General features: G+C 67.2%; 18 protein-coding genes. 8 read left to right on the forward strand and 10 right to left on the reverse strand.

All coding sequences use genetic code 11. The features are described 5' to 3' along the window. Positions 1-7: 7 nt before the first annotated feature. Both secF and ACQ858_RS23075 read left to right on the forward strand, forming a co-directional pair. Entirely contained in the window at positions 8-961 is a 954-nt protein-coding gene (secF, locus tag ACQ858_RS23070; protein WP_431274816.1) for a protein translocase subunit SecF, read from the forward strand. Positions 962-1,091: 130 nt separating this feature from the next. Continuing rightward, complete coding sequence (locus ACQ858_RS23075; RefSeq protein WP_431274817.1) at positions 1,092-3,476, forward strand: DUF1631 family protein; 2,385 nt, start codon at positions 1,092-1,094, stop codon at positions 3,474-3,476. A 281-nt stretch (positions 3,477-3,757) separates the two neighbouring features. On the opposite strand, the gene ACQ858_RS23080 is transcribed toward ACQ858_RS23075, so the two are convergent. The 3 genes from ACQ858_RS23080 to ACQ858_RS23090 form a co-directional block, all read right to left on the reverse strand. Beyond that, complete coding sequence (locus ACQ858_RS23080; protein WP_431274818.1) at positions 3,758-4,273, reverse strand: DUF494 family protein; 516 nt, start codon at positions 4,271-4,273, stop codon at positions 3,758-3,760. 76 nt (positions 4,274-4,349) lie between these two features. Beyond that, positions 4,350-5,477 (reverse strand): DNA-processing protein DprA, encoded by a 1,128-nt coding sequence (dprA, locus tag ACQ858_RS23085; RefSeq protein WP_431274819.1) that lies wholly within the window; start codon positions 5,475-5,477, stop codon positions 4,350-4,352. A gap of 18 nt (positions 5,478-5,495) precedes the next feature. Beyond that, a complete protein-coding gene (locus ACQ858_RS23090; protein WP_431274820.1) occupies positions 5,496-6,707 on the reverse strand; it encodes a LysM peptidoglycan-binding domain-containing protein in 1,212 nt (403 codons plus the stop codon). A gap of 160 nt (positions 6,708-6,867) precedes the next feature. On the opposite strand from ACQ858_RS23090, the gene def reads away from it, so the two are divergent. From def to ACQ858_RS23115, 5 genes are read left to right on the forward strand one after another with little or no spacing between them, the layout of a single operon-like run. Then, positions 6,868-7,401, forward strand: a complete 534-nt coding sequence (gene def, locus ACQ858_RS23095) for a peptide deformylase (RefSeq protein WP_431274821.1) — start codon at positions 6,868-6,870, stop codon at positions 7,399-7,401. Positions 7,402-7,403: 2 nt separating this feature from the next. Further along, positions 7,404-7,892 (forward strand): hypothetical protein, encoded by a 489-nt coding sequence (locus tag ACQ858_RS23100; protein WP_431274822.1) that lies wholly within the window; start codon positions 7,404-7,406, stop codon positions 7,890-7,892. A 5-nt stretch (positions 7,893-7,897) separates the two neighbouring features. Then, complete coding sequence (fmt, locus tag ACQ858_RS23105) at positions 7,898-8,848, forward strand: methionyl-tRNA formyltransferase (RefSeq protein WP_431274823.1); 951 nt, start codon at positions 7,898-7,900, stop codon at positions 8,846-8,848. Then, positions 8,848-9,588 carry an AzlC family ABC transporter permease gene (locus ACQ858_RS23110; protein ID WP_431274824.1) on the forward strand — a complete coding sequence of 247 codons (741 nt, stop codon included), beginning with the start codon at positions 8,848-8,850 and terminating at the stop codon, positions 9,586-9,588. Before fmt ends, ACQ858_RS23110 begins: the two co-directional genes overlap by 1 nt. Next, positions 9,585-9,932 (forward strand): AzlD domain-containing protein, encoded by a 348-nt coding sequence (locus ACQ858_RS23115; protein WP_431274825.1) that lies wholly within the window; start codon positions 9,585-9,587, stop codon positions 9,930-9,932. Before ACQ858_RS23110 ends, ACQ858_RS23115 begins: the two co-directional genes overlap by 4 nt. A gap of 166 nt (positions 9,933-10,098) precedes the next feature. Here the strand turns inward: ACQ858_RS23115 and ACQ858_RS23120 are convergent, their stop codons facing one another. From ACQ858_RS23120 to ACQ858_RS23150, 7 genes are all read right to left on the reverse strand, one after another. Beyond that, entirely contained in the window at positions 10,099-10,335 is a 237-nt protein-coding gene (locus ACQ858_RS23120; protein ID WP_431276932.1) for a hypothetical protein, read from the reverse strand. A 219-nt stretch (positions 10,336-10,554) separates the two neighbouring features. Further along, the gene (locus tag ACQ858_RS23125; RefSeq protein WP_431274826.1) at positions 10,555-11,922 is read right to left on the reverse strand and encodes an alpha/beta hydrolase family protein; all 1,368 of its coding nucleotides are present in this window, start codon (positions 11,920-11,922) and stop codon (positions 10,555-10,557) included. A 112-nt stretch (positions 11,923-12,034) separates the two neighbouring features. After that, a complete protein-coding gene (locus tag ACQ858_RS23130; RefSeq protein ID WP_431274827.1) occupies positions 12,035-12,994 on the reverse strand; it encodes an MBL fold metallo-hydrolase in 960 nt (319 codons plus the stop codon). Then, positions 12,991-13,212 carry a DUF2783 domain-containing protein gene (locus tag ACQ858_RS23135; RefSeq protein ID WP_431274828.1) on the reverse strand — a complete coding sequence of 74 codons (222 nt, stop codon included), beginning with the start codon at positions 13,210-13,212 and terminating at the stop codon, positions 12,991-12,993. Before ACQ858_RS23135 ends, ACQ858_RS23130 begins: the two co-directional genes overlap by 4 nt. Before the next feature lie 5 nt (positions 13,213-13,217). Continuing rightward, positions 13,218-14,864 carry an FAD-dependent monooxygenase gene (locus tag ACQ858_RS23140; RefSeq protein WP_431276933.1) on the reverse strand — a complete coding sequence of 549 codons (1,647 nt, stop codon included), beginning with the start codon at positions 14,862-14,864 and terminating at the stop codon, positions 13,218-13,220. A 14-nt stretch (positions 14,865-14,878) separates the two neighbouring features. Continuing rightward, positions 14,879-16,000 carry an alpha/beta hydrolase family protein gene (locus ACQ858_RS23145; protein WP_431274829.1) on the reverse strand — a complete coding sequence of 374 codons (1,122 nt, stop codon included), beginning with the start codon at positions 15,998-16,000 and terminating at the stop codon, positions 14,879-14,881. Further along, positions 15,993-16,541 carry a VOC family protein gene (locus ACQ858_RS23150; RefSeq protein ID WP_431274830.1) on the reverse strand — a complete coding sequence of 183 codons (549 nt, stop codon included), beginning with the start codon at positions 16,539-16,541 and terminating at the stop codon, positions 15,993-15,995. Before ACQ858_RS23150 ends, ACQ858_RS23145 begins: the two co-directional genes overlap by 8 nt. Before the next feature lie 94 nt (positions 16,542-16,635). Here ACQ858_RS23150 and ACQ858_RS23155 point away from each other — a divergent pair, with 94 nt between their 5' ends. Beyond that, positions 16,636-17,544 (forward strand): LysR family transcriptional regulator, encoded by a 909-nt coding sequence (locus ACQ858_RS23155; RefSeq protein ID WP_431274831.1) that lies wholly within the window; start codon positions 16,636-16,638, stop codon positions 17,542-17,544. The last annotated feature ends 32 nt before the right edge of the window (positions 17,545-17,576 follow it).

Here is a 17,576-nt window from a genome sequence, read left to right on the forward strand (position 1 = left end):
AGAAGCCATGGAATTCTTCCGTATCCACAGGACCATCCCGTTCATGCGCCACGCGCTGGTGCTGAACGCGGTGTCGGCCGTCACCTTCCTGCTCGCGGTGTTCTTCCTGTTCCACCGCGGGCTTCACCTCTCGGTCGAGTTCACCGGCGGCACGGTCATGGAAGTGGCCTACCAGCAGCCGGTCGACATCGGCAAGGTGCGCGAGACCATCGGCAAGCTCGGCTACCAGGACGTGCTGGTGCAGAACTACGGCACGTCGCGCGACGTGCAGATCCGCCTCCCCGTGCAGAAGGGCCAGACCTCGGCCCAGCAGAGCGAGCAGGTGATGGGGGCGCTCAAGGTGGTCGATCCTTCCGCCACCTTGCGCGGCACCGAATTCGTCGGGCCGCAGGTGGGCGAGGAACTCACCACCAACGGGCTCAAGGCGCTCGGCATGGTGGTGGTCGGCATCATGATCTACCTCGCCTTCCGCTTCGAATGGAAGTTCGCGCTCGCCACGGTGCTCGCGAACCTGCACGATGTGGTGATCATCCTGGGCTTCTTCGCCTTCTTCCAGTGGGAGTTCTCGCTGGCGGTGCTGGCTGCGGTGCTGGCGGTGCTGGGCTACTCGGTGAACGAATCGGTGGTGATCTTCGACCGGGTGCGCGAGAACTTCCGGCGCTACCGCAAGATGACCACGCGCGAGGTCATCGACAACGCGATCACCTCGACCATCAGCCGCACCATCATCACGCACGGTTCGACCCAGCTGGTGGTGCTCTCGATGTTCTTCTTCGGCGGCCCGACGCTGCACTACTTCGCGCTGGCGCTGACCATCGGCATCCTCTTCGGCATCTACTCGTCGGCGTTCGTCGCCGCGGCCATCGCGATGTGGCTCGGGGTGAAGCGCGAGGATCTGGTCAAGGGGCCGGTCAAGCGCGAGGGTGATCCGGACGATCCGAATGCGGGCGCAACCGTCTGAACATGAAAGGCCGGCGCTGCGTGACCGTGGTGTTGGGGTTGCCGAGCATTGCCGGCCCTTGTGCGCTTGCTCTTCCCGATGCAAGCTCGTGATTGTCGAATCATCAAACAGACGTCCTGACTGACCCTCCATGGCCACGCGGTCCCACGCCTCTTCCCTCCAGATCTCCCGCGAGACGCGCGAGCGTTTCGTCGCCGCCACCGAGGCGCTGATCGAGCCGGTGGCCCATGCGATCGGCGAAAGGCTGGTGGCGCTGGCCTCTCAGACCGGCAACGCGCGGGACATGCAGGAGAACCGGGATGGCTTTCTCGCGTTTCAGGCGCACGGGGCCGACTGGGTCGCGCATACGCGTGGTGCGTGGCGCAAGGCGCTGGCCAGCAGTTCATCGGGCGGCTCGTCTTCCAATTCGCTGCGCCTGGAGCTGATCGGCGACGAGGTGGTCGAGACGAACATCCTGTCGTCGCGGCTCGCACAGGCCATCCAGGACAAGGCCAGCTTCGAGCTCAACGACCTGCGACTGCGCGTCCAGCATCTCGAAGGGACTCACGAGCTCGATGCCAAGGACGTGCTGAAACCCGAGGCGTTCGCCAAGGTGCTGGTCGACCAATGGCTCGCCAGCGGGCTGAGCCGGGGTCTCTGGATCAAGATCCAGGACCAGATGCAGACACACATGGTCGATGCCCTGGTGAATGCCTACAAGGATGCCAATGCATACCTGATCAGCCGGAACGTGATGCCGGAGATCGACCTCAAGAGCTTCGTGCGCCGCACCGGCTCGGTGAGTTCGGGCGCTGCGGCGCTCGGTGGCAGCTTCGCGGCTTCCCATGCCTCGGGAAGCGCGTCGATGGGCATCTCGGCGCAGCAGCAGGGCCCACGTGGTGGCTATGCCCTGCCCGCGGGCAGCTTCGCCCCGGCCGCGATCGGCGTCGGCATGGGGCGTGGCGGCGCAGCCGTGACGTCCGGCGACGTGATGGGCGCCACCGGTGGTTCGCCGCTGCTCGTTGCGCGTCAGCGGGCCCAGGGCGTCCTGCTCAATCTCAAGCGCTTCGTAACGGCGCGCATCGGCGGCGACATCAGCCAGCATCGGCCGGCAGCCGGCGGCGTGGTGGGTGGGCCGGCGGGCGTGGCGGGTGCACCGGCATTTGCCGCCGCCATCGCCGATGCCGAGGTCGCCTACCAGGCGGCCGCATCGCAGTACATCGTCGGGGACGAGGCCACGGCCGTCCTCCAGGCCACGGTGGACCTTCGCCGCCGCAGCGCCGAGCTCAAGAAGAAGGCGCCGACGACGGCCGACAAGGCCACCGTGGAGATCGTGGCGCTGATGTTCCAGGCGATCCTCGCGGAGGAGCGCATCCCGTTCTCGGCGCGCGTGTGGTTCGCGCGCCTGCAGATGCCGGTGCTGCGCGTGGCGATCGCCGAGCCTGAATTCTTCGGCACCCTGCAGCACCCGGCGCGCATGCTGATCGACCGCATGGGCTCATGCGTGATGGGCTTCGATGCCGCCGCCATCTCGGGCAGCGCGCTCGAAGGCGAGATCCGCCGCGTCGTGCAGGTGATCGAGCAATACCCCGAAACGGGCCAGCGCGTGTTCAAGCTGGTGTTCGACGAATTCGTCGCCTTCCTCAACAAGTACCTCACGCAGAGCGACACCGCCCAGAAGGTGATGAGCGTCGCCCAGCAGGTCGAGCAGAAGGAGACGATGGCGATCCAGTACACCATCGAGTTGCGCAAGATGCTCAACGACATGCCGGTGCGCGAGGAGATCCGCGAGTTCCTGTTCAAGGTCTGGGCCGAAGTGCTGGCCATTGCCGCGTTGCGTTACGGCCCGCAGGACGAGCAGACCGTGATGCTGAAGCGCTCCGCTTCCGACCTCGTCTGGGCCGCGAGCGCCAAGCCGAACCGCAACGACCGCACTCGTGTGATCCAGGACCTGCCGAAGCTGCTGCAGCGTCTGCGGCAGGGGATGACGCTGCTGGGCATCGTCGGCGACACGCAGGAGCAGCACATCAAGACCATCGGCGCGACCCTGTCCGATGCGTTCATGTCGAAAACCGAAGCGATCCCGCAGGCCAAGATCGAGGCGATGGCGAAGCGCCTTGCCAACCTCGAGGATTTCGTGTCCGACGAGGGCACGATGGATGTGCCGCTGGACGCAGCCAGTATCGAGCTCCTGCTCGGCGTGGACGCCGCCTCGATCGAGGTCGTGCCCGACACCGGCACCAAGGTCGGCGAAGACATGCTCGCCTGGGCGCACGAGCTCCAGGTGGGCAACTGGTTCATGCTTGACCACAACGACCGGGTCAGCCAGGTGCAGTTCGTGTGGCGCAGCGAGCGCAAGCAGCTTCACCTGTTTGCGTCGAGCGACGGACGCAGCTTCCTGATCCAGGTAGGGCGTCTGGCGTCCTACCTGCAGGCCGGCCTGCTCGTGCCCGCCGAAGAAGAGACCCTCACCGTCCGCGCAACCCGCGAAGCTCTCGCCAAACTCGACGCCAACCCCGAGCGTCTGCTGAACTAGCTCGTGAATTGGCTCGCCCCCAGGCTTGCTCACTTCGTGTAGCCGCCCACCCCCTACCGGGGGCGCAGTCAGCGGCCCGGCAAAGCCGGTTCCGCGACTGCCCGCGAACAGGCGAGCGCTGCGCGCCGCCAAGAGTAGCCACAACGCCAGAATCCAAGGGCCGGCGGAGCCGGGCCCGCTGGTGAAACACCGTGGAGCCGGCTTTGCCGGGCCGCCGGTGTTGCCCCCCGGCAGGGGGTGTCCGAGCACACGCAGTGAGCGAGGCTGGGGGGCGAGCTCAATCAGTGCGCGATGCGACCGTCGGTGTCGTCGCAGAGCTCGTCCAGCACCAGTGCGTCGGGCTCGAGCCCGGTGGACCAGTGCACCATCAGGACGATGATCTTGAGTTCGTCGACCGTCAGCGGCTCGCCGGGCGTGGCCATCGCGCGTTCGATCACGATTTCGCGCATGCCCGTCGGCAGCACGCCGGAGGATTCGAGGAAGCTGATGAAGCCGAGGCACTCCGCGCCGATGTGCTCCTGCTCGGAATGCGAGTAGACGCGGATCGAATCCGGCGATTGGGGAATGACGTCATCGCTTCGATTCCGGACGCCCACCGTGGCAGTGGCGTTGTCGGCGTGGCGGACGAGCTGAATGCCCTGGGTGGCGAGATTCAGGCCGTCGAGCCAGTGCAGTGCCTCACGGATCTCGTCCGCATCGAAGCCCTGAGCGCTGAGCTTGCGGCCCAACTGTTCGGGTGCGGGGCACACATCGCCGCGCCAGTAGTTTTCGTAGACAAAAACAAGCACTTCGAACATGGGTTCAATATAGCCCAGTCAAGGTGCCGCGCCGCATCAGTTGCGCGAACACGACGATCTTTGCGTGAAGAGGGACTCAGCCCCGCGCGACGCGCTGGAACAATCCGCCAGGCAGCCGGGCCACGTGGCCTTCCAGTTCGAGCTCGAGCAGCCGGGCCTGCAGTTCCGCCGCGCCCCAGCCGGTGCGGGCGCACAGCGAATCGAGGCTGACCGGGTCGAAACCGAGATCGGCGAGCAAGCCGGATTCGTCGGCCGCCACCTGCTCGGGCTGCGCGGCAGGACCCGGCGCGTCGAACCGCAGCTCTTCGAGGACGTCGCCGACCGACTCGACCAGCTTTGCGCCCTGGCGGATCAGCGCATGGCAGCCGCGCGATTGCGGCGAATGGATCGAACCGGGGATCGCGAACACCTCCATGCCCTGTTCCGCAGCCAGCCGCGCGGTGATCAACGAGCCCGAGCGAAGCGCGGCCTCGACCACGAGCGTGCCGCGCGCGAGGCCCGCGATGATGCGGTTGCGCTTCGGAAAGTTCTGGTTGAGCGGCGGGGTGCCGAGCGCGTATTCGCTCACGATCAAGCCGTGGGCCGCGATGCGATGCGCGAGATCGCGATGCCGGGCGGGGTAGACGCGATCGAGCCCGGTGCCGACGACGGCCACGGTCGCGAGACGGTCGGCGGCGCCGCCGGCCTCGAGTGCGCCGGTGTGCGCCGCGCCGTCGATGCCCAATGCAAGGCCGGAAATCACCGTGATGCCGGCTTCGCCGAACGCGCGTGCGAATGCGCGCGCGGTCTCTTCACCCTGTGCGGTGGGATTGCGGCTGCCGACCATCGCGATGCTGCGGCCGAGTTGTGTGAGATCGAAGGCCGGTGCGCCGAGCAGGTAGAGCATCAGCGGCGGGTCCGCCGTTTCGAGCAGCGAAGCCGGATAGCCCACATCGCCCAGCGTCACGATGCGCCGGACAACGCCTTCATCCTCGGTGCCCTGCAGCCAGTCGAGCGTCTGGCGAAGCTGTGTCTCGAATCCGTCGGGTACGCGCTGCAGCGCCTGCGCCTGCGCGTCGGTCACGACCTGGAGGAGCGCCTCTCGCGATTGCGTGAAAACCTGCGAAGGCAGTCCGAACGCGGCCAGCAGCTTGCGCCCGGCCGTGTTGCCGACACCCGGTGTCAGCGCAAGGCGCAGCCAAGCGGCGAGTTCCTCGCGTTCCACTCGAATCCGACGGGCGCCTCAGGGATTGACCAGCAGATCGCCCACCCGCGGCGTGTCGTTGATCTCCAGCACGAGGGCATAGGAAACCTTCTCGAACGGGCGGAACACCATCAAGAGGCCGATGCGTTCGTTCGGCAGCTTCAGCGTCTCCTTGGCGGCGCCGGTCTTGTCGACGATCGTTTCGCCGTTCTTGAGGATCGCCAGCACGTGTCCGGACTCGATGCCGTCGCGCAGGCCCTTGTTGATGGCCACCACCTGGTTCTGGGCGGCGAACTGCACCGCATTGCCGTAGACCGAGACGATGCGGCCTTCGATCGGCTGCTGCGGGGCGCGAGGGGCGTAGCTCAGGAGTTCACGCGGAGGCTCCGGCAACAGGCGATCGCCGGCGCGCATTTCCTCGCGTGCGGAAACGATGTCGATGGTGGCCGGCACGACGCTGACGACCTCCTTGCCGTCGACCATTTCGCTCAGGGTCGACTCGCCGCGCTGCAACTGGGCCTTGCCGAGGTACTGGGCTTCGTAGCCGAGGATCTCGCCGGTGGCCGGGTCCTTCAGCGGTGTGGCGTCGCGGAAGATCCGGAAGGTCTTGATCGGGCCGGCCGTTTCGACGAGCGGCGAATTGACGTCGCCGCGTGCATAGGCCCGATCGCCGCGGGACAGCAGCACCCGGCTGTCGTTGCCGGCGACGATGCGCGGTGCCGTGCGCAGGGTGTTGTCGTCCACCACCACCGGCTCGGCGAGGAAGGGTTCGATCAGGCTCGGGTTGAGCGTCGGCAGCGCCATGCCGGACAGCGATTCATAGCGCGTGCGCGGCGACAGCTTGATGGTGCCTTCGGGCCCGCCGGAGCCGCGCCGGGTGCTCAGACGGGCGCGGCCGCCGGTCTTGTCGAGGTAGAGCACCTGGCCCGGATAGATCCGGTGCGGATTGGAGATCTCGCTGATGTTCATGCCCCACAGCTCGGGCCAGCGCCACGGGCTGCGGAGATAGAGCCGGGAAATGGCCCACAGCGTGTCGCCGGGCTTGACCGTGTATTCGTCGGGTGCGTTGGGCGCGAGTTCGCTGATGGGAATGCCGGCCTGCGCGGTTTGCTGGGCGGTTGCGCGCTGCTGCGGCGTGACGGGGTAGTTTTGTGCGGATGCCGTCGCGCTTGCGAAACTCGCCAAGGCGAGGGCTGCCAGCGTGGCGAGGAAGCTGGGACGCAGGCGTTCGTTGGTTCGGAATTTATTCATGGTTGATGGTGTGCACACACTGCGCCACGCAAAACGTACGAATCCTCACAATTTGCTACGAATTTTGCGCTGAAGCCCTAGATACGGCAATGTAAATCCCGCGCACCGCGTCGAGCCGTCGCGGAAATGGCGAAAATAGCGACAACTTTTCCCCGCTTTCATGGCAAAACGAACCATTTTGAGTTACCCCGACGCTCGCCTGCACACGGTGGCCAAACCAGTGCAGGGCGTCGATGCGCGCATCAGGACGTTGGTCGCCGACATGCTCGAGACCATGTACGACGCGAAGGGCATCGGGCTCGCCGCAACGCAGATCGACGTGCATGAGCGGCTGGTCGTGATCGATGTATCCGAGGAGCGCGACGAGCCCCTGGTGCTCATCAATCCCGAGATCGTCTGGGCGAGCAACGAAAAGGTCGTCAATGAAGAAGGCTGCCTCTCGGTGCCGGGCATCTACGACGGCGTGGAGCGCTCCACCGCGGTGCGCGTGACGGCGCTCGATGCCGAAGGCGAGCTGCAGACCATCGCGGCCGAGGGCCTGCTCGCAGTGTGCATCCAGCACGAACTCGATCACCTGCTGGGCAAGGTCTTCGTCGAATACCTCTCGCCGCTGAAGCGCAACCGCATCAAGAGCAAGCTGCTCAAGCAGCAGCGCGAAGAACAGAAACTCGAACAGCGCGAAGGGCGGCGGTGATCATGAAGCGTGCGTGGCTCGCGGCCGTTGTCGTGGCGTCCGTCTTGACGGGTTGTGCCAGCGAGCCGACGCGACTGCCGCTCGGCACCACGCGCGATCAGGCGCTTCTGCAACTCGGCACCCCGACGGCGACCTATCCGCTGCAGGGCGGCGGCGAACGGCTCCAGTATTCCCGTGCGCCGATGGGCTTCGAGGTGTCGAACATCGACGTCGACGCGAGCGGTCATGTGGTTTCCATCCGGCAGGAGCTCTTCGAGGGCCTCTTCGACAGCACCATCAAGCCTGGCGTCTGGCGCGTCGACGATGTGCTGCGCACCTACGGGCGGCCCTACGAGATCACCCGCGTGAGCTCTTTCCATGGCGATGTCTGGAGCTGGCGCTACAGGTCGATGAATGCGCGCCGGCTGCTCTATATCTACGTGAGGCCGGACGGGGTGGTGGACCACTATCACACGGGCGATGACCTGAACGTCTTTCTCATCAACCGGTGAGTGCGATGAAGGTTGCGTTCGCGGGCACGCCCGAATTCGCCCGCGTCGCGCTCGAAGCGATCGCCGCGGCCGGCCACGAGATCGTCCTCACGCTGACCCAGCCCGACCGCCCGGCCGGGCGCGGCATGAAGCTGCAGGCCTCCCCGGTCAAGCAGTTCGCGGTGTCGCGCGGATGGCCCGTGATCCAGCCGCGAAGCCTGCGGCTCGATGGCAAGTATCCCGACGACGCCGAGGCCGCGCGCCGTGCGATCGCGGATTCGAAAGCCGAAGTCATGGTCGTGGCCGCCTACGGCCTGATCCTTCCGCAGTGGGTGCTCGATGCGCCGCGCCTGGGCTGCCTCAACATCCACGCGAGTCTGTTGCCGAGATGGCGCGGGGCCGCGCCGATCCACCGTGCGATCGAAGCCGGCGACGCCGAGACCGGCATCACGATCATGCAGATGGACGCCGGTCTCGACACCGGCGACATGCTGCTGCGCGAAGCCACGCCGGTCGGCGACGACAACACCGCGCGCCTGCACGACCGGCTCGCGGCGCTCGGCGGCCGCATGATCGTCCTGGCGCTCGAGCAGGCGCAGGCCGGCGCGCTCCAGGCCGTCGCGCAGCCCGGCGAGGGCGTGACCTACGCGCACAAGGTCGAGAAGGCCGAGGCGAACGTGGATTGGTCGCTGGACGGGGCCGCGATCGTGCGGCGCATCCGCGCGTTCGATCCATTCCCCGGTGCGAGCAGCATGCTCGATGGCGAAACCATCAAGCTCTGGGCCGCGCAGACCCGTGACGAAGCGCCGTCCGAAGCGCCCGGCACCGTGCTCTCCGTCGGTCCGACCGGCATTGCCGTCGCGGCCAAGGGCTCGGTGGTTGTCGTCTCCGAACTCCAGCGCGCAGGCGGCAAGCGCCTGCCGGTGGCCGATTTCCTGCGAGGCTTCGACGTGAAGCCGGGACAGGTCTTCGGCTGATGTTCCTCTCGCGATCGATCCGCCGCCAACCGGAATTTCGCCAGGGCATTCGCGACATGTCGCCGATCGCCCTCGGCATCGGCGCGTGGGGCCTCATGACCGGCGTCGCCATGCTCAAGTCCGGCATGAGCGTGGTCGAGGCGGTCGCGATGACCCTGCTGGTCTACGCGGGCAGTTCGCAGCTCGCGTCCATCCCGCTGCTGATCGCCGGCGCACCGGCCTGGGTGATCCTGGCGACGGGTTTCTGCGTCAACCTGCGCTTCGTGGTCTTCAGCCTGCATCTGCGGCCGTATCTGATGCACATGCCGCGCTGGCGCCGCATGACGCACGGCTATCTCACCGCCGACATGAGCTATGCGATGTTCACGCGCAGGTACACCCGTCCGCCCGAGACCGAAGCCGAGAAGCGCGCGCAGGAGGCCTACCTCACGGGCAACTACTGCGTGACCTGGGGGGCATGGATGGGCCTGAGCCTGCTCGGCATCGGGCTGGCGAACATGATTCCGCAGAGCTGGGGGCTCGGCTTCGCGGGCGTGCTGAGCCTGGTGGCGATCGTCTGCTCGATGGCGAGCACGCGCCTTCGCGTGCTCGCGGTGGTCGTCGCCGGCGTGACCGCGGTTGCGGCCTATGCGCTGCCGCTCAAGCTCAACATCGTGGCGGGCATTGGTGTCGCGGTGCTGCTGTGCTTCTGGCTCGAGAGGCAGTTCGGACTCGATCCCGATGCGGAGGACCAGAAGTGAGTCTCGGCGGCGGGCAGACCGATCTGTGGACGCTGGCGGTCATCGTCGGCCTGGCAGGTGTCACGGTGCTGACGCGCTGCTTCTTCTTCATCCTCGACCGGCCGTGGGGTCTGCCGGACTGGGCGCATCGCGCCCTGCACTACGCGCCGGCTGCCGCGCTGGCCGCGGTGGTGATTCCCGAGGTCGTCATGACGCAGGGCCATCTGACAACGACCCTGCAGGATGCGCGCCTCTACGGTGCGATCGCCGGCGTCGCCTATTTCTTCTGGCGCGGCGGCGTGCTCGGGACGATGCTCGCGGGCATGGCGGTCTACCTGCCGCTGCACCTCGGGCTGGGCTGGTAGGGCGCGCCTGGGCCCGGGCGAGTCTTCAGGCGATCAGCGCGGCGACGGGGACCGACTCCTTCGCGCCCATAGGCGACCTTGACTCTCCCCACAGCAGACGCTTGCGCGCTGGACTTGGAGGAACGGCTGCCGCATCGCTGGATATCGGCCGACTATTCCCAGGCCATCAAGGCAAGGTCAAGTCCAAACCGAGCATCCTGCCAAGGCCGAAGGTGAGGAGCGAGAGGCCCAGGAGCGATAGCAAGAAGACCGCGGCCACCTTGCCGCCCGCACGTAGCACCGCGCTCTGCTTCTCCCTCCCCTTCTTCCCTCGCTCATAGTGCCACTTGACGGCGAAGAACATGCCCGTGCCGAACACGAGAACCTTGAACGTAACGAAGACTATAGGGACCCAATCCATCATTTTGAGTATTTTCAGGCCGATACCCGACACTGTCTGTTGTGAGGAGCACTGGTCTGCAACCGGCCGACCACCGGCGGCATGCTTGCTGATTGTTCCCAGCTTAACGGTCGGCGTGCACGCGCTTCGGAGTAGCTTCGCGACCTCGAGCAAAATCGTTGCTCGCGCGCCGCCAGCGTCCGCTCACTGGCGAATTCTGCCTGGGCCTGGGTTGGTAGGCGATCAGGGCGATCGTGGCGCGACCCGGCTTTCCAGCGAAGCCGGATGCCAGCCCGGCTGGATGTGGCAATCGTTCTTGCCGTCCGGGCGATAGCGCGGCATCACGGCCTTGCACAGTAGCGCGATGCTTTCGGGCGTGGGCTTCTCGCCCTTGTCGATCCAGTCCAGCAACGCGGTGAAGAGCGCCGGATATTCCGAGTCGCTCAGATAGCTGTGCTCGCGCTCGGTGCTGAAGGTCTGCACCAGCTTGTCGCCGGTGCCGGCCGATTCGCGGATGCGGCGGTAGAGGTCTTCGAGTTCGACGAAGGCGGTCGGATCGTCGATCGCATGCAGGGTCACGGTCGGCAGCGAGGTGCGGCCGGTGGGAAGGCTGTCGGCCGCCAGTTCGCCCTGCGCCTGAGGGTCGGCCGCGTAACGCGCGACGCCCGCATTCAGCGCCGCGTCGTCGTTCGAGCCGCGATAGGCCACGCCGATGTTGCCGAAGGGATTGCGCCCCTCCAGCCGCGACTGCACCGGGTCCTGGAACAGCCACGTCGCCCATGACAGATGGCCGACGAGCGAGCGCTCGTCGATCTTCGTGACCGAGAGGATCGTCTTCAGCCGGGCGGCCTGCTCGGGCGTGCGCTGCGCTGCGGGCAGGCCGACGCCGGTGCATTCCTTCACCCGCGCGGCGAGCTCTGCGCGCGTGAGCTTCGAATCCTTCGGCAGGCCCTTCCAGAGCGGGTACTGCGGTTCGTCGGCACGTGGGTGGTTGTGGCAGAGATATTGGTAGACCACCCGCAGATCGAGCCGGAAGTCGTAGGCGTTGTTGCCGCCGCCGAGCACGCCGCTCGTCAGCACCACGCCGTCATAGGGACTCTTCGCGCCGGGCGGCGCATAGAGCTCGGCCGCCTTCGAGGCGACGCTCCCGCCGTAGCTCTGCCCGTGCAGCAGCGTGCGGCGCGGCGTGCCGAAATGGCTGACGAAGATCTGCCGCAGCCGCTCGGTGTCCTCGGCCGCCATCGTCACGCCGTAGCCGCCGCGCCGGTAGGTCGACGCGGCCCACGCATAGCCTGCCCGCACCGTGACGGCCCAGCGCTTGAGGTCTTCCTCGCTGCGCTCCAGCTTCGGCGGGCCGGTCTCGGGGCCGCCGTGCGCGTGCATCACGAGGACGCGATTCCAGTCCTTCGGGATCGCGATCCAGTAGAAGGCGCCGGCGTCGTCTCTGCCGGTGTAGCAGCGGGCCGATTCGGGAACCGGCGCGGGGCAAGGGGTGGGCTCGGGTGCACCCGCCGAATGGGCCTGAGCAATGCAGAGCGATAGCGCGAACGCTGGCAGCAGATGTTTCGTCACGTGCATGTCGCTGTCATCGATGAAAGGCGAGGCGATCATGCACGAGATCGTCGCCCCAATCGAGCTGGCTACATGCGATATCAGTGAGCCGTCACGATTCGAGCCAGGAATGCCGCGGAGCCGGCTTCGCCGGGCCGCTGGGCGAGCTCATCTAGCCGCGCAAGATCTGCCAGAGCTCCCGGTCGCGCTCGGCGGTCCAGATGGCGGGGTGTTCGATGCCGCGCAGCTCGTCGTAGGCGCGCGATACGTCGAAGGGCAGCACGTGCTGGAACACGGGCCAGTCGCCGAAGCGCGGCTTCATCGCCTGCTCGGCGCGCTCGAAGCAGCCGCGCAGGCCATCGCCGGCCGCGATGCCGGATCGCACGCTCTCAAGCAGCGTCGAGAGGAAAGCCTTGGTCAGCGAGATGGCTTCGGCGCAGGCGGCTTCGCCCTGAAGCACCGCGCCGCGGCCGGGCACCAGCACGCGTGGCTCGAGCGCGGCCACCGCATCGAGCGTGCCGGCCCAGTCCTGCATGTAGGCATCGCCGGCATACACGCCGCAGCGGTTTTCGACCACGTCGCCCGAGAAGAGCACACCGCAATCCGGCAGCCATGCGACGGTGTCGCCGCCCGAATGGCCCCGGCCAAGGCACATCAGGCGCACTTCGCGCTGGCCCAGCCAGAGGCTCATCTCGCGCTCGAAGCTGATCGTCGGCTCGGTGAGACCGGGGATTTCCTCGACGCCGGCGAAGAGGCGCGGGAAGCGGCCGACTTCCGAATCGAAATCGGCTTGCCCGCGCTCGCGCACCCATTCCAGCGTGCCCCTGCTTGCGATGATGGCCTGGGCCTCGTCGAAGGCGCTCGCGCCCATCACGCGCACCGCGTGGTAGTGGGTGAGCACGATGAACTTGATCGGCTTGTCGGTGACCTTGCGGATGTCGGCCAGGAAGTCGCGCGCCATGCGCGGTGTGGGACGCGTGTCGATCAGCACCACGTGCTCGTCGCCGACGATGAAGCCGCAGTTGGGATCGAAGTCGCTGATGTAGCCGTAGACGTCGGGCGCGAGTTCGCGCACCTGCGGCTTCTGTTCGCGGGTGTCCGAGGCAGAAGCGAAGGAAACGGTCGTGCTCATGTGGGTTTGCGTGGGTTGTGTGTCGGGGGAGGCGTGCCGCTGTCGCGGGCCGCGGCGATGCAGTCCAGCAGCAGGGTTTGGTCGCCGCACTGGTTGGCCAGCAGCAGCACGAGCCGCGCGTTGTAGTCGGCGCTCTGGGCTTCGGTCAGGCCCTCGTGCGCGGCGATCCAGGCCGCGTAGAAGCCATCGGGGTCGGGGATGTGGGGCTCGGTGATCATGGTTTTCAGGGTCGGCGGTGCGCGAGCGTGGTGTCGAGCGCGGCGGCGATCGATGCGGGCGTCGGGTCGTTCAGCAGCGCGCCGCGATAGGCGTCCGGGCGCACGATGCACAGGCTGCCGGGCGCTGCGTCGCCGAGATGCCCGGCCAGCACGTCGTCGGACTGCAGCGTGGGCAGGCCGCTGTCGCCGCCGACCGCGACGAGCCGCAACGGCAGCGATGCATCCAGCTCAGCCGCCGCATCCGCCTGCGCGCGTGTCGGTGCGAACCAGAGGCCGAGGCATTGCGTGCCTTCGGCCAGCAGTGCCGCGATCGTGGTCGGTGCTCCGTCCTGCCATTGAAGCGGGAGGTTCTGGACCGTCTTCGCACCGGCGGGCAGATGGGCCGCTGCAGGGTAGTCATTGGCGACCGACATGCGGCCGGTGTTGACCAGCGCCCGGGCGAAGGGATAGCGCTGCGCAAGTGCGACCACGGCACCACGTATCGTGTGTTCGGCCGGTGATCGTGGCGCAAGGAAGCGCGCGGAGCGGCTGGTGACGCGCAGGTTCTCCACGGCGGCGGGCCGGCGCTCGGCGTCGTAGGTGTCGAGCAGCGCATCGTCCGCAAGCCCTTGCGTGACGAGCGCGAGCTTCCATCCAAGGTTTGCCGCATCCTGGATGCCGCTGTTGCCGCCGCGGGCGCCGAAGGGACTGACCACATGCGCGGAATCGCCGATGAAGAGGATGCGGCCGTGTCGGAAGTTGTCGAGCAGGTGGTCGCGGTAGCCATACGGGCCGATCCACACGAACTCGAACTCCACGCCCGGGCCGAGCTGTTCGCGCAACCGCGCACCGGCCACCTCGGGCTTGCTGATGTGGGCGGTATCGCAGTCTTCCGGCATCTGGTAGTCGATGCGCCACACGCCATCGCCCATCAGGTGCTGCCACACCGCCCGGCCTTCGTTGAAGGGTGCATCGACCCAGGTCCAGCGCTCGACCGGCAGCGGCTTCTTGAAGCGCACGTCGGTGATGCACCAGCGGTCGGTGCTGCGCGACGGGTGTGCCTCGATATCGAGCTGCGTGCGAATCGGGCTGTTCGCGCCGGTGGCGTCGATGAGGTGGTCGGCGTCGATGGCGTAGTTGCCGGCCGGCGTCTCCACCGCGATGCGCACGCCGTCGGCGAGCGGCGTCACCTCTGTCACGCGGTTCTTCCAGCGCAGGTCCGTGAGGCCGAGTTCGCCGATGCGATCGACCAGGAACCACTCGATGTAGAACTGCTGCAGGTTGATGAACGGCGGTTGCGCCGAAACGCTGTCGGTCTTCAGGTTGAAGTTGTAGACCTCGGTGTCTTCCGAGAAGGTGCGACCGAAGGACCAGGTGATGCCCTTTTCGGCGATGCGCTCGTAGATGCCGAGCCGCGCGAAGATTTCCAGGCTCTTCTGCGCGTAGCAGATGCCGCGCGACGAGGCGCCCCGCACGCCGACCGTGTCGTCCTCGTCGAGCAGCACCGCGCGCACGCCGCGGCTGGCGAGGTCGCAGGCCAATGTGAGGCCCGCAGGACCGGCGCCGACGATCACGATCGGGTGGCGCACGATCGTGGCGCCTTCGAGTTCCGGCGGCGGCACGAACGGCCAACTCGGCAGTTCGTACGGGGCAGCGAAGGTGTAGGTTTCCATCGGGGTCTGCGTGTTCACAGGGCGTGCGCCCATTCGGCAATGGCCTCCGCGGCGCGCGGCACGAGCTCCGGCTGTCCCGCGAGGTAGTGGTTGCCGCCGACGATGTCGACGTTGCGGATGCGATCGCCGCCGGCCGCCATCCATGCATCGCGCGTGCTCGGGAAGGTGGACTGGTCGCCGGTGTAGGTCAGCAGAAGCTTGGGCACGGTGGTTCGTGCGAGGTTCGTCGGACCATCGGCCTGCGAGCGCGATGACCACTGCGACAGGAAGGCCGTCAGCGAGGTCGTGCGGCCCATCGCATTGCACGAATAGTTCACCTGCCGCGCATCGCCCCAGACGCTGCCCGGCGCGCGGTCGTTCGCATCGAGCGACAGATCCACGCAGCGCGGATCGGCATGCGTGCGGTAGACGATGAAGGCCTGGTCGCGTGGTGCGCCCGGCGTGCTGCGGAGCTGGCGCAGCCGCTCCAGCGCCCGGTGCTCGATGCGGTCGAGACGCGCCTTCTGCGCAGCGCTGAAGCGGGCGAGGAAGTCGGCGTCGTAGGGCACGCGATGGCGCGCGTCGTACATGTCGAGTTCTGGATCGACCGAGAGCGGATCGTGCTCGTCGGTGACCGAGGGGTCGATCCAGTCGCGCATCAGCCGCGAGCGGCCGAGGTGCGCCGCGCACAGCGCGATGCCGTCCACGGGCGGAAGATCGTCCGGATGCAGATGCGTCGGATCGCCATCCGCGAAGTGGTGCGCCGTGAGCTTCTCGGCCTGCGCCTGGTAGAAGCTCGCCAGCGCCGCGCCGCCCGAGTTGCCGATGAGCACGACCTTTTCGTAGCCCATCGCGCGCAGGTGCTTCACGCCCGCGCCGAGGTCCTGGATCGCGCGCTCCATCAGCAGCACCGTGTCGTTGCCCATGTAGCGAGAGTTCAGGCCCATGCAGCAGATGCCGCGCTCGGCCAGCGGGTCGATCAGGTAGTGGCCCATGAAGTTGCTCGTGGGGTGCATCACGATCGCCGCGAGCTTTTTCGGACCGGCCGGCGCGCGGTACGCGCCGTAGATGCGCGGGCGCAGCATCTGCAGGCCCGACTGGCTTTCGAGCGCGGCGCCGGGCTTGACGTCGATGACCGCGAGTTGAAGTTCAGCCATGCGCCGCCCTTCGCAATTCGGCCTTGCGCCCGGACCATGCGTCCAGCGCGGCGCGGGCCTTGAGGGCGTGGGCGTCCATCTCCGATGGGGGCACCGTGGGCGTGGTGAGTTCGAGCCGGATGCCGTTCGGATCGAAGAAGTAGATCGACGCGATGATGTGGTGGTCCGTCGGCCCGAGCACTTCGACGCCGGCCGCTTCGAGCCGCGACTTGGCGGCCATCAACGCCTCGACCGACTCGACGCGCAGCGCGATGTGATTGACCCAGGCGGGCGTGTTGGGTGATGGCAGCGCGGCGATGTCGTCGCCGAGGTCGAAGAAGGCGATGTACGAGCCGTCGCGCATCTGGAAAAAGATGTGCACGTAGGGGCAGTACTCGCCGGTGCTCGGCACGTGGTCGCTCTTGATCACGTGCGTGAGCGGCAGGCCCAGCAGGTCTTCGTAGAAGCGGCGCGTTTCCTCGCTGTCGCGGCAGCGCCATGCGAAGTGGTGCAGGCCCTGCACGGGCACGGGCGGCGCGGCGATGGCAGTCTCGTCAGGCATGGTTGTCTCCATCGGGGGCTCGATGGGGTGGATTGGGCCGCTGTTCTTCTTATGATTCAATCGAAATAAATTCATCGATTGATGAAGCAATCAAATGAATCTGACTTTGCGCCAGTTGCGCGCCTTCGCGGCCGTCGCGGAGACCGGCAGCTTCACCGCCGCGGCCGCGAGTCTGCATCTCACCCAATCGGCCCTCAGCGTGCTGGTGCGCGAGCTGGAGCGCGAGATGGGCGTGCAGCTCTTCGATCGCCATACGCGGCGTGTCCAGCTGTCCGAAGCGGGGCGCGAGTTCCAGCCTTCGGTGCAGCGCCTCTTGGCCGACCTTGCGGGCGCGGTGGCCGGCGTGACCGATCTGCGCGACAAGAAGAAGGGCGTCTTGCGGCTCGCCGCACCGCAGCTCATGGCTTGCACGCTGATGCCGCGCGTGATCGCTGCGTATCGCGCGCGGCACCCCGACATCGACGTGCGGCTCGCGGACACGCTGCCGGAGCATCTGTTGAGCGGCGTGGTGTCCGGCGAAGTCGAGCTTGCCGTGGGGCAGGACGTGGCGGTCGATGGCGCGATCGAGCGACGGACACTGTTCCGCGACCGGCACTGGCTGATCTGCCCGCCAGACCATCCTTTTGCCCGCCGCCGCAAGGTACGCTGGCACGAGCTGGAGCCCTACACCTTCATCGCGCCGACCCGCGACTTCCGCCAGCGCGTGCTGCCCGAACTCGAACCCGCCGCGCGCGATTTCATGCTGCGGTCGACGACGCAGGAGGTTTCGTACATGACCACCGCGCTGGGCATGGTCGCCTCGGGACTGGGGCTGACGGTCTGCCCGACCTACTCGGCTTCCCTGGTGCGGGCGCATGGGCTGCAGATGGTGCGGCTCGACCAGCCGGATTTTCATCGCGAAGTTTGTATCTACGGCGCGTCGAAGCGATCGCTTTCGCCGGCGGCGGCCAGCTTCGTCGAGCTGCTGGAAGGCTTCGTCCACACGCCGGGACTCGTGGGCTGAAACCTACAATGTCCGCTCCCGCCCGCCGGGGC

Origin of the sequence: Variovorax ureilyticus, assembly GCF_050632185.1 — a bacterium.
Lineage (GTDB): Bacteria > Pseudomonadota > Gammaproteobacteria > Burkholderiales > Burkholderiaceae_C > Variovorax > Variovorax ureilyticus_A.

Excerpts from the sequence above, each read along its gene's own strand:
- ACQ858_RS23075 (WP_431274817.1), top strand. The coding sequence starts at position 1,092 with ATGGCCACGCGGTCCCACGCCTCTTCCCTCCAGATCTCCCGCGAGACG.
- fmt (WP_431274823.1), top strand. The coding sequence starts at position 7,898 with ATGAAGGTTGCGTTCGCGGGCACGCCCGAATTCGCCCGCGTCGCGCTC.
- def (WP_431274821.1), top strand. The coding sequence starts at position 6,868 with ATGGCAAAACGAACCATTTTGAGTTACCCCGACGCTCGCCTGCACACG.
- ACQ858_RS23135 (WP_431274828.1), bottom strand. The coding sequence starts at position 13,212 with ATGATCACCGAGCCCCACATCCCCGACCCCGATGGCTTCTACGCGGCC.
- ACQ858_RS23100 (WP_431274822.1), top strand. The coding sequence starts at position 7,404 with ATGAAGCGTGCGTGGCTCGCGGCCGTTGTCGTGGCGTCCGTCTTGACG.
- ACQ858_RS23150 (WP_431274830.1), bottom strand. The coding sequence starts at position 16,541 with ATGCCTGACGAGACTGCCATCGCCGCGCCGCCCGTGCCCGTGCAGGGC.
- ACQ858_RS23155 (WP_431274831.1), top strand. The coding sequence starts at position 16,636 with ATGAATCTGACTTTGCGCCAGTTGCGCGCCTTCGCGGCCGTCGCGGAG.
- ACQ858_RS23080 (WP_431274818.1), bottom strand. The coding sequence starts at position 4,273 with ATGTTCGAAGTGCTTGTTTTTGTCTACGAAAACTACTGGCGCGGCGAT.
- ACQ858_RS23140 (WP_431276933.1), bottom strand. The coding sequence starts at position 14,864 with ATGGAAACCTACACCTTCGCTGCCCCGTACGAACTGCCGAGTTGGCCG.
- secF (WP_431274816.1), top strand. The coding sequence starts at position 8 with ATGGAATTCTTCCGTATCCACAGGACCATCCCGTTCATGCGCCACGCG.
- ACQ858_RS23130 (WP_431274827.1), bottom strand. The coding sequence starts at position 12,994 with ATGAGCACGACCGTTTCCTTCGCTTCTGCCTCGGACACCCGCGAACAG.
- ACQ858_RS23120 (WP_431276932.1), bottom strand. The coding sequence starts at position 10,335 with ATGATGGATTGGGTCCCTATAGTCTTCGTTACGTTCAAGGTTCTCGTG.
- ACQ858_RS23110 (WP_431274824.1), top strand. The coding sequence starts at position 8,848 with ATGTTCCTCTCGCGATCGATCCGCCGCCAACCGGAATTTCGCCAGGGC.
- ACQ858_RS23145 (WP_431274829.1), bottom strand. The coding sequence starts at position 16,000 with ATGGCTGAACTTCAACTCGCGGTCATCGACGTCAAGCCCGGCGCCGCG.
- ACQ858_RS23125 (WP_431274826.1), bottom strand. The coding sequence starts at position 11,922 with ATGATCGCCTCGCCTTTCATCGATGACAGCGACATGCACGTGACGAAA.
- ACQ858_RS23090 (WP_431274820.1), bottom strand. The coding sequence starts at position 6,707 with ATGAATAAATTCCGAACCAACGAACGCCTGCGTCCCAGCTTCCTCGCC.